Source organism: Pseudomonas urethralis (genome assembly GCF_021602465.1).
In the GTDB taxonomy this organism is placed as follows: Bacteria; Pseudomonadota; Gammaproteobacteria; order Pseudomonadales; family Pseudomonadaceae; genus Aquipseudomonas; species Aquipseudomonas vlassakiae.
Window position 1 is genome coordinate 179019 of sequence record NZ_BQIJ01000004.1, and the last position, 17478, is coordinate 196496.

The following is a 17478-nucleotide window of genomic DNA, read 5'->3' on the forward strand; positions in this document are numbered from 1 at the left end:
ATGGCCTCCTAGTCGAAATCGGATACATCTAGAACCAAATAGCTGTAGCTATTGCAGTACCAGTTAGGGAGCGGATTCTGGCTCAATCGATTGGAGTTTGAATAAGTGTCCATCACTTGAATGGAGATCCCATTCACGGAATGATTCAACATGCCGCTAACTTCAATCAGCGTGATCGCTGTCGGGTCTGTGGGATCATCCGGGATTACTTCCTGGATAGAAGTAGCCCAAAAAGCCCCTTGAACGATAGCCACCTTCTTATAAGCCGTGTAATCCTTAGAAATATTGTCAAAGTAATTACCGCCAAGGTTTGCGGCAATGTAGTCAACGACCCTCATGTATTTCATTCGAGAATCGAACACCACGGCATTAGTTGTCTTGTTTTTGACGACAAGCCCGTAATTAATGGCGAACCGGGCTCCTCGGCCGGCCTGGTCAAACATATAGACCTGGAAAGCATTTTGCGTGGTAGCCCAAAACGTGAACTGCCACACTCCATTCACCTGAGCCGCCTGATAGCAAACCGTTACGCCATTGTTTGCGTAGATGGCGACAACCGGGCTCACGTAGTTAGGGAAACTGCGAGTCACATACCAGACTGACCCGTTAGGCCCCCCACCCCGGCTTGTCGCTGACAGCGTCAGAGACTCAACAAGAGCAAGGTTAGAATACTCGCCATCAATCTGAACGTATCCGCTGGAATTTTTGATCGTTAGACCATATTCAGCCATTCAGTAAACCCCGTAGAGAATTGTGACGGGGACTTTCGTATAAAAACCCGCGCCATCAAATGACCAACTCACTGTGTTGCCGCTTACCGTGATATCGGGCTGGGCCGACTGAGCATCGAAGCTGTTCGCGACCAAGCAGCTGAAAAAAGCTGTTCCCAACATCGAGTCAACGGAATAGCTCCCGTTAGCGGTGCCGGTGTTCAAAGTTCCGAGTACCCTGGTGATCCGATCCGTAATGTTCAGCAGCACAGCGCCGGTGTCGGGATGCTTGATCCTGAGCCCGTACTCAGCCATCAGCTCAACTCCCCGAGCGTCACCACGTCGATATTTCCCGACCAGACTTTGGTACCGCCGCCGTTGATTGTTGTACGGCCGGTAGAGGTCGATTTGTTGATTTCAAGCTCTCCGGTCAAAAAGTTAATACTGATCCCAGTTTGGCCCTGGACGTAATCAGGGCTTTTCAATTCTCCCGAGACAATCAACTCCATGATCTGCGCCTGGCTGATGAATGCGCTCCGAATTACCGTCTGTCCGTCCTCGATGTCGAACATCGTCTGAGGGGTGCCGTTTACCTGGCTCATTACCGCGAAGCGATCCGCCAGGAACGTCACAATGGACTGAATCCCTTCCTCGGTGTTCTCGACGCCAATGCCCATGCCAGCGGCGTAATACTGCCCGTTCTGGTCTACGCCCACCTTGATGGTGCGGGTGGCCGAGACGTTGCCCTCTAGATCAATCACCGCCTGGGCCGTGTCACTGACCTGGGCCACGGTGTCGCCAATCTGGCTCTGCAGGGTTGTCATTTGCTCGGTGAACGCTTCGTCAGCATTCGCTCGGGCGGTGATTTCCTCCTGCAATGCCGCGTCGGCGTCATCGAAGCGCGCCGACACGGTGGTGATCTGTTCGGCCAGCGCTTCGTCGGCATCCACCCGCGCGGTGGTTTCCTCCTGGATTTTGGCGTCCAGGTTGTCGCCCACGGACGCCTCCACCAAATCGAGCCGCTGGCTCAGCGCTGAATCGCCGTCCGCGATGGCGCTGTAAACGGTGTATGCCGTTGCATTGACGCCTTCGTCGCCCGCCAGCCAGCCCGTATCGCCAGCCATATGCGGGAACACCTGGGCCTCCACGCCGATCATCCTGGTGGCCATCGCCGCCAGCTCGCCGTCGATATCCTCGACGCTGGTTTCTACCGAATCCACGCGCACGGCGAGCGCTGCCACGGTATCGCCAATCGACTCATAGTCGCCGATGTATTCCCAGTAACTGGCATCGGTTACAGCGGTGCCGGCCGGCACGTCCTGGATCGCCCGATAGAGCTTGCCGTCTTCCTTGACCAGGGAGCCGGTCAGATAGTCCTGGCCTGAATCCCAATCGGGCGTGCCCAGCACATCATCGAGCTGGGATTGCATTGCGCTGATTTGATCCTGGAGTGCTTTATCTATGCCGTCGAGCCGTTCATTCACCGATCCTTCGCCGTCGCCGCTGATCTTGTCGATTTCGGACAGCAGATCCTGCCCCAGCTGGCTCTCGGTGATTTGCCCGGTGATGTAGTCCAAGATTGCGTCGGCGTCGGCGCTGGACTGGCCGAATACCCAATCCGTCCATTCCCCGGTGTTGCCGGTGCGGTCCATCAGCCGCGCCCTGAAATACCCCGTGACGCCCGCCGCCATGCCGCTTTTGAGGTACGTCTTGCCCGGGTAGGAGACCAGCGAAAGCTGGGTCGGGCTTTCGCCGCTGGCAAACTCCGACTGCTGCACCTCGGTGCAAAACGTATCCTCGGCGCCTTCGGGAAACTCCCAGTTCATTCGAATGCCGAACAGCTCGGACGCGGTGGTGAAGCTGGCCAGCACCGGCGGCGACCCGGTTTTGCCGTAGAGCTGGGTGGCCTCAGAAGTGGCCCAAATCGAAGTGGCGTTTCCCACGCCTATTGCTGCGACGCGGGCGGTATACACACCGCTGTAAATGCCCAAAACCTCAATCGCTGCCGTGTAGGCGACGCCTGCGTAGATCCAGTCGCCGCTGTCACGCTTCCACCACACGTTGTAACTCTGCGCTCCCTTCGGCGGCGTCCAGGTGATCCGCATCGTGGCCACGGTCAGGCCCTGCTGCACAGCGTCAAACGTCGTCAGTTCAACATTGGTAGGCGGTGCCTGGACGGCAGCCGGCAAGGCCGTGGTCGGCGGCGTAACGATCTGTGCGCCTGAATCGATGGCGGCAAACTTGCTGCTGTTGTACTGGATCGCCACCACGTCATATTGCAGCTTGTCGTCACCGAAATTCTCGGTGACGGTCAGAACGCGGTAGGTTTCCGCCACTACCTCGGCCGTTTCCACCGCGTAGATCGATTCGGGAATCGGCGCCGCGTCGAAACTTTCCGTGACAGTGATCACCCGGCCGGCGACGGACTCAATCACGCGTGTTTGAGCAACGCCATTCGGCTGGATCACAACCAGCGTATCCCCAGCCGCGACGGTCAGGTCATCATCGACGGTTACCGTGTCGCTTGTGGCCGCCTTCAATCGGCCGCCAATGGGCTTGCCCGCATAGTTCTGGTCAGCCACCCGAATGATCGAACCAGGGCGCACCAGGGTGCCGTCCAGGCCCACGCTGAAACTGACTGTTTCCGTTTCGAGCTGGTTCGTCAGCAGGATGTAATGGCCCATGCGCTGGGCCTGGCCCTGCGAACAGCAGCCGAAAGCGTTTACCTCGGTTTCCCGGATGCCATAACGCGCGATGGCCTCGCGGCTGGGCACATACTCGACTTTCTGTTCACCGAAGTTCTCGCGATTGGTCCAGCTAACCTTGGCCACGCTGTAGCGGGTCGAGCCAGAAGAACCGGCCCGCGAAAACCGGCCGTCAATTACGTTGGAGTTGGTGTAGGTGTAAACCGGATCGCTAGGCATATCAGCCGATGCGATAACTTGGCTGGCGGCGTAGTAGGACATCCCCCGGAATACGCTCGCCAGATCCTGGAGCACCTGGAGCGCGTCCGCGCGCGTCTGGAGATAGACGTTGCAGGCAAATCGCGGCTCCTGGCCGCCCTTCCCGTCGCTGACCATCTCGTCGCAGTATTGCGCGATGGAATACAGCTCCCACTTGTCGACCTGGTTGTCGCTGATATAGCGGCCCAGGCCATAACGGTCATTGACGATGATGTCGCGATAGATCCAGGGCGGGCAGTCCGTCCAGGACAGCTTAAAAGTGCCGTCCCAGGAACCGGTGTAAGTCCGGGTCGCCGCGTCGTAGTTGCTCGGCACCTGGACGATTCGACCGCGAATCCTGAATGCCCGCTCCGGGATGTTCGAGAATTGGCTGGCGTCGATCTTGATGCCGACCAACGCCGTGTAGGGGTACTGCAACTTGGCGTCGATCACCTCGGTGTAGCTCGCAACCGAGGTGTTGGCCTGGGTCGTGCTTTGGGTCGCGTCGGGAGTGGTACGCCGAACGCGGATTGTCCAACCTTCGGTCGCGGCCGGCAGATCGACCCGGTGGGAGCGCTGGTAGCCAGTGGTGGTTTTGCCGCTGAAAGCCGACGCCAGCACCTGAACAAAATCACCACCATCAGTCGAAAGCTCAATGACGTAATTGACGGTGTACCCGTTGGTGTCGCCGTTGCTCTGTTGCTGGTAGAGCGTGGAAACGCCGAGCTGGAGGCGAACCCCGGACAACTCAAGGTTGTTGATTGCCTGTGTCCACGGCTGGTCCGCTTTCAGCTCTACACCGACAGAGTGTTCAGTCTCGACCGCCGGAAAGCCGGTGATGTAATCCTGATCGGCCTCGCCCGTGCGCTGCTCCCAAGTCACACCGCTGAAATTCAAGCTGCCGTCGGCGTTCGCCAGCGGCGTCTGGTCCAGGTAGATCGACTGGGCGCCGTTGACCAAGCCCACAATCGGCCCCTCACTGATCGCATCCAGGAGATTCGCATAGCTGGTATTGATTAGGCTGTCGGGCGTTTCGTAAGGCGTATGCGGCTTCGAGCCGCCTTTTGCGCCCTGGATTGCATGTGAAGTCATTGCATCCCTCTACTGCTGATCTTCGGCCCGAATCCCCAAGGAAATCATGGCCGACCCGACCGTCATTTCGCCGTAGCAAAGCGGTACCGGGCCGCCCTGGGCGGTGGTGTTCTTGATGCCGGAAAAGTTGTAGCTGGGCGTATTGCTGGTGCTTTCCGAGCTGGACAGCCCTTGCGGAGTACCAGCGATAAGTGATGCCACGCCACCCAGCGCCAGCGACAGGCCGATAGAACCGACAACCCCCCACCCAGTCCCGCCGATTGCCGCGGCCCAGGCAGAAGCGGAGGCCAGCCCCGCAACGCCGGCCGTGGCGATAGTCGCGACAGCGATCAGCGCGATGCCGAGAACCACCTGCAACCCGCCACTTTTCCGGCCAGTGACTACCGGGGCGATACGGATATCATTCGAACTTGGCGGATCACCGAGCTGTTCCTGGGCAAGGTTTCGCTTGCCGTAGAAAATGACGAAGGCAAGGCCCATGTCCTTTGCTTCGGCCAGAAACTGGGTGAAGCCTTTGTGGAGCACGCCCAGGGCGCGCACGGCCTCGGCGGCGGAATTTACCGCCAGGTGGTGGACCCGTCCGAAACGCGCGCCAAGCTTTCCGTAGAGCCGCACAGTGCGGATGCGCTCAGCCATGTGGTGAATCCTTGTGTCGCATGTAGTAGCGGGCCGACTCGCGCCAGAAGCCGCCGAAAATATCCCGCTTCGAATCGCGGCCGTAGAGGTGGTGCAGGATGCCGCCCGGCACCGGGTGCAAACCGGGCTCAGTCTTCAAGCGTCCATCAGCCAGGAACACGCCGGCATGGTTCGCCACCGGGGCCCGCACCTGCATGACAACCATGTCACCCTGGCGCAGGTCGGACGGGTCGACGGCATAGAAGCCGGCACGGGCGAAGTTCTCGGCGTACAAGTCCAGGCCTTTCTCCCACCAGCCATCATCCCGGGCGAAGTCGTCCAGGACGATGCCCAGCTCTCGCTGATAGAAGTCACGCACGAGGGTGTAACAATCGAGCACGCCGTGGTGAAACGGACGGCCTACCAGCGGCGCCTGGTATCCGGTTGGGAGGTGCACCAGATGCGCGACTGGCTCACCCTGGCGAACCTCGACAATCAGCCACGGCAAGCCTGTAGCCTCCATCGAAACGCGGTCGGCGCCACTCAGGCGCGCGGGCTGCCCGGGGTGGCTATGCACCACCGCCACCACCTCTCCCTGGTCCTCCGCGTCGGCCCAGGCTTCGGCGGAGATTCGGAAATCCTCCAGGGGGTTGGCGGCCGTGTTGGTCAGCGCCAGATACTGGAGCCGGCGACCAGTCTTCACCACCAGGCCGCAGCATTCCTCGGGCGCCTTTTCGCGGGCGTGCGCATACGCGGCGTCAATGACGCCTTTGGAAATTTTCATTGGGGAACCTCGGCGCGAAGCGCCTCAATAGCCGGCGGTTGGGAAGCTGCCGTAACGGAGTTGGTTGTTCTCGCCAAACCGGAGCTTGCAGCCGGTAAGGGTGCCGGAACACTGATCCAGGGCCGGGTCGTCGGTGGCGACATCCTTGTCGGTGAAATAGCCGTTCCCCGTGTACCCACAATACGGACCACGATACCCTCCGATAGTCAGCCACTGGCAGCAGTTGGCAACGATCTGCCGGCCAGGCAGCTTTCGGTCGGTGGCGATCAGCGGCGACTTCAAAACGAAGGCCACCAGCTCGGGATCGGCCGACTGTTTCTGATCGATGGTGTACAGGTCAGGCGCGAAATATTCGTCGGGGTCGGCCTCGGGGTTGCCCTCTGCGAAATTGCGCGCGTCCAGGTAGCGCCCCAGCGTCCGCTGGCGCGTAATGCTGCCGTCGACAAGATCCTGGTATGTGAAGCAAAGGGCGGTGATAAACCCGGTCACGTTGCCGACGGTTAGCGTCGGGTTGTTCTGCTGCCCTTCGCCGGTCATGCCCATGCCCTCGACCTTGATCGGCCAGGGCGAATATTCCTCGCCCTGCCAGTAGATCGGCCCTACCTGGGTGTATCCATGGAAGCGGTACAGATCGCCGCCAAGGGCGGTCAGGTCGAGCGTGAATAGCTCGACGTAATCTCCTGGCGCCAGCCGCTGAATGTCTTCATAGATGCTCTCGGCCATCAAGCCACCCCGAAATATTGTTCGAAAGTTGCGGTCAGGGTGTAGATTCCCGCGCCGTGAGGGGTCAGGCTCCAGGTGGCGCAGGTGTACAGCCCGGGCTCGCCAAGCGGCGGGGTCCAGTTGAACGGCGTGGCCCCCTTCGCTTCCCGCAGGAAGCTAAGGATTTCCGTAATGTCAGATTCTGACCCCCGGAACGTCAGTGGCCAGCTTTGGGTTTCGTTGTTGATCCCGTCGCCGGCCACCTGGCGATAGCCATTCCCGAACTGGGCCGACCGAACGCGAAATGTCCCGGTGCCGGTCGGTTCGATGTACGGGCACCAGGTAAACGTGTTGGCCATCAGGCCCTCCCGTTGATTGCTTTGCGGATGTTCCCTTGGGGGCTCAGGGACTTGGCCTCCAGTTGCTTGTACCGGGCGTCAACATAGCGGCCGATGTCATCCCCGAACGATTTGTACCCATCCGCCGAACTGTCAGCTTTGGCCCCTCCATCGCCGGTGATAGCGATGTTGACCACGACGCCACCGCCACCCGCGCCACCGCCGGAGCCAGCGCCACCGCTTGCGGTCGAAACTGGCGTGACGCTCCCGCCATTCGATCCGGTCATCAGGTAACTACGGCCGTCCTGGTTGTACAGCTCGGGGCCGCGCTCGTTGACCTGGTACATGGAGTTCGGCGACACCAGGCCGCCAGTGGCGCGGGCGCCCAGGCTGTTGGCCCAGTTGTTGATGATGTCCGGGGAATAGTCAGCGGCAGATGACCCGGGCGTGGCCCCACCGCCAAAATAGCTTGAAAGCGCGGTCGAACCGAGGCTAACCACGGAACTCAGAATGCTGGACGAAGCCTGCCGGGCGGCGATACGTGCCATATCCTCGATCACCGATTCTGCAAAGCTGGAGAAACTTAGCTTGCCGGTTTTGGCGAACTGGACAATGGCATCCTCCATGCCAGTGAAAGCATCGCTGAATAGCGATTTCGACTGGCTGGCGACATCGGCCGCGCTCTGCAAATAATCCTGGTAAGCGGCCTTCGCGCCCAGCGTCCAATCGGCCTGCGCCGCGTCAACGTCGGCGTAATACTTCTGCTGCATACCCAGGCGCTGGGCCAGCGCATCATTCAATGCGGCGGTTTCGTCGCGGTACAGATCTTTGTCAGCCTGGGTCGGGTTCTGGATCTTGTTGTAATCGCTGGTCAGCCGATCCTGTTGGGACTGGTAGGACTGTGCGATCCGGGCCTGCTCCTGGGCGCGCTGCGCCGCTACGCTGCCCATTCCGAGGCCGACCAGGTTCTGGTTCAGCCCCGTTTGCGCCGTCGAAAGCTGCGCATCCAGATTGCCTTGAAACGCCTTGAGCTTGGCCGATTCGGCCGCCGATTCCTTTTTGAGCTGAATTTCCTTTTCCAGCTCGGCGTTTGATTTGAGCTGGGCGGTGATCTTGTCCTGGTTGGCCAGGAGCGATTTCTGGTCAGCGGTCAGCGTCTGTTTCGACTTGATGTCGGCCAGCTGCTGCTCCCAGGCCACCAGCGCTTTTGCCTTGTCGCCCAGCGCGGCGGCTTGCCCATCCTGGTTGCCGATCAGCGCGGCCTGGGCCTGTAGCTCGGCGTTCTGCTGTTTCAGCGTTTCCAGCATCCTGGTCGCTGCATCGTCGCGGTAAGCCGGCTGCTTCGTGGCCTTGGCATAGTCATCGTTAATTTTCTTGAGGCGGGCGTCATAGCTGCCCCCGGAAAAATTCTGGCCGTCGTACTCCACCCCGGCCAATAGCGGGCTGTCCTTGTTCGCGCGGCCGGCCGCTGAATAAAGGCTGAAATACTGGTCGTGAAGCTCTTTCAGCGCATTCTTTTTCTTTTCCTCGGGCGACGTGTCGGACAGCCCTTTCTCAAGGATCCCTGAATACTTGATGTACTCCTGGTTCGCCTTGTTCAGGTCGTCTTGCGCCTGGGTGTTCGCCTGGGTTTGGGCGCGCTGCTTGATCAGGGCGTCAAGCTGGGCCTTGTACGTCGCCGTCGAAACGTTATCGTTGCCCAGGTTGGCGCTGAAAATGTTTTTGAGGGAAACGCCGTTCTGCCGGTTATTGATGATCTCTTGCAGGTCGCTGATCTGCTTGTCGATCCCGGGGTCAATCGCTTGCTTGAGCCCGTTGTAGGCGCCAGCGATTGCTTCCTTGACGCTATCCCAGGCGCCTTCAATCCCGCCGATCGATTCCTTGTAATCGCTCAGGCGCTTGAGCGCGTTGGCGTTCAAATCCTCGGAGAGCGTGTCCAGCGCTTTCTGATGGTCGCCCTGGTCGTCCAGCGCCTTGATCACGTCGTACTGTTCGGCCGTCAGCAGCCCGAACTGTTCGCTGGCTTTCTGCGCGGCCTGGGTGGCGTTGTCGCCGAAGTCGATAAACGCCTTCGAAATATCGTCAACGCTTCGACCGGAATACTGGGTAACCGCGGTGATCGCCGACCCCAGGTTCTGGATCTGCGTTGCACCTACCTTGCCCGACTGTGCCAGCGCAATAATGGCCTGCTGGGCGTCGCCGTAATCCCCAACGGCCGCACCGACCTGCCCGGACATCGTTCGGAGCTGATCAGAGGTCAGGCCCAGCGTATGGTTGCCGTCGCTCAAAGCCTGGTCAAACGCCGAAATGTCGCTTTCAGCGTCGAAATAGACTGCCGCCAGGCCGGCAATCGCCGCGCCGGTAGCGGTGATCGGCGTAATCAGGCCAGCAATGTAGCGGCCCACGGCCCCAAGCGCCGGCCCGATGCCGCCGAATGAATCCTTGATCTGGCCGCCCTGTTGCAGGAACACGGTCAGCAGGTCTTGGCCACCCTGAATGCTGGTTGCAATGTCAGTGAACTGGGCGGGCAGCGTGCGCAGCGCTGCGTTGTAGCCTTTCGCGCTGGTCGCACCTTTGCCGAAAGCATCATCCACCCGCGTGAGCGCGTTTCGCTGCTGGGTCAGCTTGTCCAGGTATTCGGTCAGCGCGTCATCATCGATACGATTCGCCGCCCGATGCTGGCGCAGCTGTTCCTCCATCTTGTCGAGCCGACCGAGGCCGGCGACCACCGGGTCGATCTGGCCCAGCAGTTTCTCCAGCTGGCTTCCCTGGAATGCCGCTTCTTTTGTTGCGGATCGCATTCGCCGTTCGGCCCGATCCATTCCCCGCTCAAAACCGCCGGTGTTGGCGATCAGGTCTACCGTGGCGGAGCCCAGGCTTTCCGCTGCCATCGTTGTACCTCCAGGCGCAAAAAAGCCCGCACTGGGCGGGCTCGTAGTTGTCTCTGCCGATCAGCGGCGGGCGCGGTTGAGAATGGCCATAACATCCTGGATCGTGGCCACCGGTTCATCCTCTTGCACCCGGTCGGGCAGGAAGTCAGCCAGTCGCACATCGTTACCCATCAGGCGGTACATGGCGTGCAGGAGCTGGGCCACGCCGAACTCCAGACGCAGGCCGGTGTTTAGCGGCCCGTTCTGGCGGATGTAGGCCATCCAGTCTCTGGCCTCGGCGTAGCTCATGCGCATTTTGGCTTCGGCAACCGTTCGGCCGCCGATGCCGTGCAGCACTAGGTCGTGCCAGAATTCTTCTTCCGGCGCGATTTTTTTTTACCGTCATCCTTGTTTTCACCCAGGCCGTTGGCGCGGTGAATGGCGGCCAGCAGCGCTACGGTCAGCTCAGCAGACAACGGGCCGTGGTCGGTGGACGGATCGCCCACAATGTCGGCCGGCGTGAACAGTGGCTGGCCATCCTCGGTGACGATACAAGCCACCAGGCGCGATACCACCGCATCGGCGCCCTGGGCGCTGCTTTCCCATTTGCTGGTGATCGTATGGAATGATTCCGGGCGAACGTAGAAAGTCATCGTCACCGGTTTGCCGTTCGCGTGCCAGGTCACATCCTGGGCGACAGGTGCGCCGACAAACGCACCGGACGCGCGCAGGGCTTCGATAGTCAGGGTCATTGGCTATTACTCCCCACCGCCACCCGAACCACTGCCGCCATCGTCAGTGCCGCCTGACGTAGTGCCAGATACTTTCGGCACCCAGGTGATTTCGCCCGATACCTGGATGCCGACGGTGGATTTCACAACATCGTTCAGCGCGAAGGCGAACGGGAAGGCGTTCATGTAGCCTTCGAAGGTCAACCAGGTGCGGGTTTCAGGCAGAACAAAGTCGGGCGCATCGTCGCCGGCATCTTCCTCGGTTTCGACGGTTGGCGGAATGCCGTCGCCGTTGGCGTCCAGACCATCGCCCCAGCCTACTGCCCAGCGCAGTTTGGTGCCGGCGGTTTTGAGCTGATGCAGCCGAACATGGTCGGCGTTAGAGGGCTCGACGTTGATACCGAAAGTGGCGGAGCCCGGGGTGGCCAGCCCTGCCTCATACTCGCGGGCCTTGGAGTTCAGGCAGGTGGTTTCGATCTGATCGATACTGGTGTCGATGCCATCCAGCGACGTGAAGCAACCCACGGTCAATAGCGTGTTGTTGGCCGGGTCAATGGCGTAAAGGTCGGTGCCTTGAGTCTTCATAGTTTCCTCAACCGCAGATAAAAAAAAGCCCGCACAGGGCGGGCAAAGGGGAAAACCGGCGGGCTACAGGTCGACTATCCAGTCGACATCGAAGCTTTTTCGGTAGCTTTTGGTGTCGGGGTCGCGGCCGTCGACGTTGAACCCCGTCACGTAGGCGCGGCGAGCGATCACAGACCGGATTGCGGCGGCCACAGCGGCGACCGATTCCCCGGTTTCGCCGTAGATATCAACCTGAATCCTGGTGCGGTCAGCATTGGGCGGGCCGTCGATCACGTTGATGGGTGACCCGCCGATCACCTGCCACACGGCATATGGCTTTGCCACGTTTGGCGGGGCTTCGCCGAATGGAAACAGCCTGGTCGGAGAAACGCCCAGCAGGTCGGTTACCGACGCCGAAGCGGCGCACAGTTTGAAAATCACTGCCATCAGGAAACCCCCAGCGTCAGCAACTCGGCCTTGGCAGCGCCGATAAATGCCTTGAACACAGCTTCCCGGTTGTTCGAAAGCGCGGGCCGCAGGAACGGCCGGGCGCGTGAATGCTCGGTGCCCAGCTCGACCATATGCCAGTAAAACGTCGCGCCGCCGCGCTGCCGGGCGCGTGTATTGCGCACGCCCACAGAAAAGATCACTGCCCCCAGTTCGGCGCCTTCGTCCTTGCGCTCAACCATGCCGATGTTCTTCGCGATGACGTTCCTGGTTTCGGGGTCATCGATCCGCAATGCCCTGTCCTTGGCGTCATCCAGGACAAGGCCCATTGCTTCCTTAGCGGCGGGCCTGGCCACCTTTTCGCGCATGTCCTGACTGAACTGGCGGAACCTGGCCGATAGCGTCTCAGTGCCTTTCAGTTGGTAGGTGACGAAATCAGCCATTTGTGAGTCCTGTTGACGCCATGATGGTTAGATACTCCCTGCCTGATTCCTTGTCGGGCAGCGGATCACCGATGATTTCGTACACCACGCCCCGGTACACAACGCGCATTTGCGCATCTACCCCAGCCCGGTACCGGATTACGATCCGATGACTTGCGGCACTGCTGCGCTCGCGCGCGGCGATGACTTCTCGGGTAGACATCGGCTCTACTGCCGCCCAGGCTTTGAAAGCCTGAGCCCATTCACCAGGGAGCATTTCGCCCGTGTCAGGGTTTTGACTAAACCCGCGCTGTTCGAAGGTGACGTGATGGCGGAGCCTGCCCGCTTGGATACTCACGCCAGCGCCGGGTCGCGCAGCGGGTACAGCAGCGCCGTTACTGGGCGCGGCAAATAGCCCGGTTCGAATTCGCGGCTTTGATCCCCGTCGCGTTGCAGGTACAGATAGCCCAGCATCAGTTTCGTGGCGGCCTTGACCGCATACGGAACCAGGTTGGGCACCACCTCGCCGTCGTCGTCCAGGTAAGCGTCGGCGGACGATTTCAAATAGCCGCGCACCAGGTCGCTTGCCTCCTGAATTTTGTCTTCCAGGTCGGTGTCGTCGGCGTCGTCGTCAATCCGCAGGTGCGCTTTACCCTGGTCAAGCGTGATGTACATCATAGGGCGGCTACTCCTTTGGTCAGATCACGCCCATTCGTCCCGGGCTTGCCGTCGCGGCCGCGCTTGGCTGCCAGGGTCCATCCCTTGCTGCCCAGCTCGCCCGGCTTGTCGGCGGTGGCTTCGTCGCAGTGCCACAGGCTCCCGCCCCAGGTCACGGTGTCGCCCGGCGTGTAGTCGCCAGGAGTGAACACGCCGCGATAGATCATCACCGGCAGCGCCAGCGCCTTTCGCACCTGGGCACCGCTCGACAGCGTTAGTGACACGTCCAGGCCCCGCTCGCCGCTTTGCTCGACCTCGACGCCCGCCAGGCCTTCCACGATGCACTCCCAGCCTTTCATCCCGTGGGTGCGCTCGAAGGCGCGCCACAGGCCGCCGGCGTGCTTCGCGAACGTGCCACGGACAAAGGATTTCGACGGGTCGATTTCCGGCATGATTTCAAGCTGGAGCGCATCGCGGCCCGGCTCGCCATCCTTGGGCAGCTCCAGGCCTTCCAAGGCCTTGGCCAGCTCCTGGGCTATCAGCGGGCGCAAGTCCTCGGCCGTCACGCTCGCGCCAGGCTCAGCGGGCGGCAGCGCGGCGACCGCCTTCTGGACCTGCTCCTGGATCATCGGCGCCACGTCTTCAACCGTGACCGACTCGCCATCCTTGGGCGGCGGCAGCTTGGCCACTTCATCCGCGACGGCCTGGCGCATGGCTTCGGGGTCGGCATCCTTGCCGTTCTCCGGTACCGGCACCAGGGCGGCCGCTTCCTGGGCGAGCGCCGCAGGGTCAACCCGCTGGACTTGCTCCAGGCCCTTGGCGAATTCCTCTCGCAACGCCGCGTCACGTTCGGCCTGGTCTTTGGCCAGGTCGTCGCGGAACACGCCCAGGGCACGCTCGACAAACCCTTTCAGTACAGGCGCCAGGGCCTTGGCCTGGGCCTCAAGCTCACGAAGTTTCAAGGGTCAGCTCCTTTTCAACCAGGAGCGCGAACAAGCGCACCTGGTCTTCTTCATCATCCCGGGAAGGTTCGGGCGTTTCGTCATCGGCGGTATCGGCGGGCGTGTCGCCGGCGGCCGGCGCCGATGGCGCGGCCGGCTTGCTGAATGGGTCGTCTTGATCCCGCTTCGCCAGCGCCTCAAGGCTGAATTGCTGTTGCTGCATGAACGGCGAGTCACCACCAGGAACAGGCGCCAGCCCTGCCCGTTTCCGGCCTTCGTTCGGCGCCATCCAGCCGCCGCCGATTGCGTCGTTATTCGCCTTGTACAGCGCGCCGGTATCCATCCGTAACAGGCCGTCCAGGTCAAACTCGGTGCCGTAGGGCGTCGGCAGCTCCAGGCCTTCGTCCAGGCACAGCTCCAGGGCCTCAATCAGCGATTGCAGGCAGTCGGAGTAATACACCTGGTTCAAGATTTCGGCGTTGTTGTAGGTCGGGGACGTGCCTACGCCAACCTTGTAGCCGGGCATATGGAACACGGAACAGACCGTTTCCGCCGACCACTTCAATTGCTCGATGAGCTGCGAGTCGGCCGCCGACAGCGCCATGCCCTCATAGGTCAGGCCGTCACCCAGCACCGCGACCTTGCCCGAGTTTTCACCCGAAAAATTCTGGTCCCAGTGTTCTTTCAGGCGCTTGGCCGTGTCCTCACCAATCGCTCCTGGTGCGGTCAGCACACCGCCCGGCTTCGATCCGTTGCGGAAAAAGCGGGCCGAATTACTCTGGATTTCATGCCCCTGCATCGCGGCCAGGCCGCATGCATAGATTGGCGAAATCCCGACCAGGGGATGGAAAAGGCAGTTCATCCGGTCATGGATGATTTCACTGGCCGGCACCACCACGCCCTCCTGGAGCATGGAAATATTGTCGGCCTTCAAGTCGTAGAACACGCTCCCGTCGTCGCCCACCAGGGGCGTGACGCGGCGCGGGTCCAGGATGTACAGCTTCACCACAACGCCGCGCGCATCGCGCTGTTTGAGCGCGTAGGTATTGCCCGTGGTCAGCTTGGACAAAGCCCAGGATTCATAGAACTGAATCCGGTTCTGGAAGTGGTTAGGCTTGCGCAGGACTGGGGTAAACGCCGCGCTTTGGGTTTCCTTCCAGATCCCATCGCCCGTCAGTTCCACCAGCTTGACCCGCATTTTCGCGATGTCGGATGCAATGAGCGTGACGCACGAAAACACCGTCGAAAAAGCCAGAACCGTGTCCTGGTGAATCTCGACGTTTGCTTGCCATGCGCCGGTGAATGACTCACGGATCACCCCGAGCCATCCGGTGCCGCGATTGTCGGCGGGGCGCAGCGCCTTTTCCTGGGCCTGCCCGGCGGCGACTTCGGTTCTGGCCTTGCGCCCGAAAAATGGCAACCTCATTTGCGCGCCTCGCAGTTATTCGGCTTGCATGTCGCGGCGCTTGTACGCTCGCTTTTTGCGTGGTGTTTCGTCGTCTTGCGCCAGCTCAGCCGCCGACGTGACCACGGCAACCCGGCCCAGCGCCACCAGGGCGCGGACGTACTGGCTACCAACCAGGAACACGTCGCCGGCCTTGTGGCCGTAGTGATCGCGCAGCGCGCGAACTTGAGTCTTCATGGTTCAACCCTCGGCAGAAAAAAAAGGGGCGCCACCTGGGCGCCCTATCGAGTTGCAGCGGGTCGATTACTCGCTACCGCCACCGGTGCCGCCGGCATCAACGACAGAGCCGTATTTCGCACCGGTGATGTAGGCCACGGCGCTTGCGCGACGGCGCTTCCAGTTGATGAAACGCTCGGCGCGAAGGCCGACCATGTTTTGCTGCCACAGGCTAACCATGGTGCCGGTGCCGTCTGGAGAGTCGGACATTTCCAGCGATGCCTCGCGGGAGGCGTCCAGCGTCACGCCGCCATCATCGGCCAGCAGGATTTCGGACGCGGCCACCAGAATGATCATGTCGCCGGCGGTTTCGGAGGTGATTACCGGCAGGCCAAAGAACGTACCGCCGTTCATGGTCAGGCCTGGGAACTCAGTCTGGCCCAGCGGGGTGACCATCATCGAGATAGCCAGGGCCGTGGTGTTGGACATGATGAACGCGCCGCTCGATGGCGTCATGTTCGCGGCGATGAACTCCTGGAACAGCGCGCGAACGTCAGCCCGCAGCGAGTCGGCATCAACACCGGTGGCGGCGATGCTGGCGGCGCCGTTGGTAACCGACGCTGGCGACACGCCTTCGACTTCGGCCACGCTCGGGTCAACAAATTGACCGTCCAGGAACTGCGCCATGGATGCGGTCAGGTCCGAGCGCACCAGGGCTTCGGCGCTCGGGTTGCTGAATCGCACCAGTTCATCAGTCAGCACGACAATACCGGCAACCTTGGTAAAGCCCAGCTTGCTGGTGTCGAACGCCAGGGACGAAACCGGCTTGCGCTTGCCCTCGCCTACCCAGCCGACCGACGAGCCAGAAGTCTGGCCAGGCATACGGATGTTGAACGGCACGTTGCGCAGGCCCTGGATGCGGCCAACGATGGTTTGCGGGCGCAGCAGCTCGATGAATTCGCTGGTCATGTTCTGGTATTCAACCAGCGGCGCGGCCCATTCCGGGTCGGTGGTGGTGCCAGCGGCGACAGCGGCTTTCAGCACGGTTTCGACTTCCGGGGTCGATTCCGCCCAGCCCTTCGCCACTTCGGCCGCCTGCATCAAGTTGCCTTTGGAGCGGGCCAGGGCCATGGCATAGCGGGTAAATGCGGTGCCCTTCGGCAGCGAGCGTTCAACGCGGATGATGGCGTTATCGCGGAACTCGGCGCCGCCGGCGGCCTTGTTCACCACGCGCGGCTCCACTGGCTTGGCAGTGGACGCGGCGGATTTCTCCAGGGTGCGCAGGCGTTTCAGGTGGCTATCGACGGCGGCCAGCTCGCCCTCCAGGGTGTCGTATTCTTCCGACTCGGCGGCGTCCAGGGTGCGGCCTTCCTCGGCAGACTTGGACATGATTTCTTCCAGTCGCGCGGCCTTGGCCTTGCGGGTTTTTTCGAATTGCTCGATCTGTTCTTGCAGGTTCATATCGTCCTCGCCTTCGGCGGTTTGAATTGACTTTGTTACGGGTGCCGAAACGCCGGCGGGAGTGATGCGCACGACCGGGAGCGCGCCAATGGCGGACGCGCCGCGCGACTTCCGGTCGATGGATTTAATGGTTTGGATGGATGCCCCGGCGTTGGCCGGGACGGTGACGGCGGACAGTTCCAGCCATTCCCATTTGGAGAAACGGCGGCCCCAGGTGCCGTCGATGGCGGCGTGTTCGATGGGAGCGAAGCCAATCGAAAGGCCCCGGACCAGCCTCGCCTTGATTGACTGCCAGGCTTCGTCGATTCGGTCTTTTAGGGTGCCCGGTTCGTCCACCTTGGCGACTTCTACGGTTACCTCAATGCCTCGCGCGGTGACCGTGGCTTTCGTGACCTGGCCAATGGGCTGGCTATGGTCGTGCTGCCACAGGAAGGGAATCGGCAGCTTGAATTGCGCCCCCTTCGGTTCCACCACGTCGCCCTCGCGGTCAGCGCTGGGCGTGGTGGCGATACCCGTAATCACGCGCGCGTCATCGTCCACCGCCTTGATTTCCAGGAGGCTATATGCGCGGTTCATGGTTT

Annotated in this window: 19 protein-coding genes; all 19 read right to left on the reverse strand. The window is 61.2% G+C overall.

Features of this window, described 5'->3' with window-relative positions:
* Positions 1-8: 8 nt before the first annotated feature.
* Positions 9-731 (reverse strand): hypothetical protein, encoded by a 723-nt coding sequence (locus tag L6D64_RS08515; protein WP_176506353.1) that lies wholly within the window; start codon positions 729-731, stop codon positions 9-11.
* The gene (locus L6D64_RS08520; RefSeq protein WP_176506354.1) at positions 732-1025 is read right to left on the reverse strand and encodes a hypothetical protein; all 294 of its coding nucleotides are present in this window, start codon (positions 1023-1025) and stop codon (positions 732-734) included.
* A complete protein-coding gene (locus L6D64_RS08525; protein ID WP_176506355.1) occupies positions 1025-4744 on the reverse strand; it encodes a TipJ family phage tail tip protein in 3720 nt (1239 codons plus the stop codon). Before L6D64_RS08525 ends, L6D64_RS08520 begins: the two co-directional genes overlap by 1 nt.
* 9 nt (positions 4745-4753) lie before the next feature.
* Positions 4754-5380: a tail assembly protein gene (locus tag L6D64_RS08530; protein ID WP_176506356.1), complete on the reverse strand. Its 627-nt coding sequence runs from the start codon at positions 5378-5380 to the stop codon at positions 4754-4756.
* On the reverse strand, positions 5373-6143 hold the full coding sequence (locus L6D64_RS08535; RefSeq protein ID WP_176506357.1) for a C40 family peptidase: 771 nt from the start codon (positions 6141-6143) through the stop codon (positions 5373-5375). The genes L6D64_RS08530 and L6D64_RS08535 overlap by 8 nt, the downstream gene beginning before the upstream one ends.
* Positions 6144-6167: 24 nt before the next feature.
* The gene (locus tag L6D64_RS08540) at positions 6168-6866 is read right to left on the reverse strand and encodes a phage minor tail protein L (protein ID WP_176506358.1); all 699 of its coding nucleotides are present in this window, start codon (positions 6864-6866) and stop codon (positions 6168-6170) included.
* A complete protein-coding gene (locus L6D64_RS08545; protein WP_219824745.1) occupies positions 6866-7204 on the reverse strand; it encodes a phage tail protein in 339 nt (112 codons plus the stop codon). Before L6D64_RS08545 ends, L6D64_RS08540 begins: the two co-directional genes overlap by 1 nt.
* Positions 7204-10074: a phage tail tape measure protein gene (locus L6D64_RS08550; RefSeq protein WP_176506359.1), complete on the reverse strand. Its 2871-nt coding sequence runs from the start codon at positions 10072-10074 to the stop codon at positions 7204-7206. Before L6D64_RS08550 ends, L6D64_RS08545 begins: the two co-directional genes overlap by 1 nt.
* Before the next feature lie 60 nt (positions 10075-10134).
* The gene (locus tag L6D64_RS08555; protein WP_176506360.1) at positions 10135-10368 is read right to left on the reverse strand and encodes a phage tail assembly protein T; all 234 of its coding nucleotides are present in this window, start codon (positions 10366-10368) and stop codon (positions 10135-10137) included.
* Between the two features lie 41 nt (positions 10369-10409).
* On the reverse strand, positions 10410-10805 hold the full coding sequence (locus L6D64_RS08560) for a phage tail assembly chaperone family protein, TAC (RefSeq protein ID WP_176506361.1): 396 nt from the start codon (positions 10803-10805) through the stop codon (positions 10410-10412).
* Between the two features lie 6 nt (positions 10806-10811).
* Positions 10812-11369, reverse strand: a complete 558-nt coding sequence (locus L6D64_RS08565; RefSeq protein ID WP_176506362.1) for a phage tail tube protein — start codon at positions 11367-11369, stop codon at positions 10812-10814.
* 63 nt (positions 11370-11432) lie between these two features.
* Complete coding sequence (locus tag L6D64_RS08570; protein WP_176506435.1) at positions 11433-11798, reverse strand: DUF3168 domain-containing protein; 366 nt, start codon at positions 11796-11798, stop codon at positions 11433-11435.
* Positions 11795-12238: an HK97-gp10 family putative phage morphogenesis protein gene (locus L6D64_RS08575; protein ID WP_176506363.1), complete on the reverse strand. Its 444-nt coding sequence runs from the start codon at positions 12236-12238 to the stop codon at positions 11795-11797. Before L6D64_RS08575 ends, L6D64_RS08570 begins: the two co-directional genes overlap by 4 nt.
* Complete coding sequence (locus L6D64_RS08580) at positions 12231-12575, reverse strand: phage head closure protein (RefSeq protein ID WP_176506364.1); 345 nt, start codon at positions 12573-12575, stop codon at positions 12231-12233. Before L6D64_RS08580 ends, L6D64_RS08575 begins: the two co-directional genes overlap by 8 nt.
* A complete protein-coding gene (locus tag L6D64_RS08585) occupies positions 12572-12895 on the reverse strand; it encodes a head-tail connector protein (protein ID WP_176506365.1) in 324 nt (107 codons plus the stop codon). The genes L6D64_RS08580 and L6D64_RS08585 overlap by 4 nt, the downstream gene beginning before the upstream one ends.
* Positions 12892-13836, reverse strand: coding sequence for a phage portal protein (locus L6D64_RS08590; protein WP_176506366.1), 945 nt, complete (start codon positions 13834-13836; stop codon positions 12892-12894). The genes L6D64_RS08585 and L6D64_RS08590 overlap by 4 nt, the downstream gene beginning before the upstream one ends.
* The gene (locus L6D64_RS08595) at positions 13823-15241 is read right to left on the reverse strand and encodes a phage portal protein (RefSeq protein WP_176506367.1); all 1419 of its coding nucleotides are present in this window, start codon (positions 15239-15241) and stop codon (positions 13823-13825) included. Before L6D64_RS08595 ends, L6D64_RS08590 begins: the two co-directional genes overlap by 14 nt.
* A gap of 15 nt (positions 15242-15256) precedes the next feature.
* Positions 15257-15457: a hypothetical protein gene (locus L6D64_RS08600; RefSeq protein WP_176506368.1), complete on the reverse strand. Its 201-nt coding sequence runs from the start codon at positions 15455-15457 to the stop codon at positions 15257-15259.
* 66 nt (positions 15458-15523) lie between these two features.
* Entirely contained in the window at positions 15524-17473 is a 1950-nt protein-coding gene (locus L6D64_RS08605) for a phage major capsid protein (protein WP_176506369.1), read from the reverse strand.
* Positions 17474-17478: the final 5 nt, after the last annotated feature.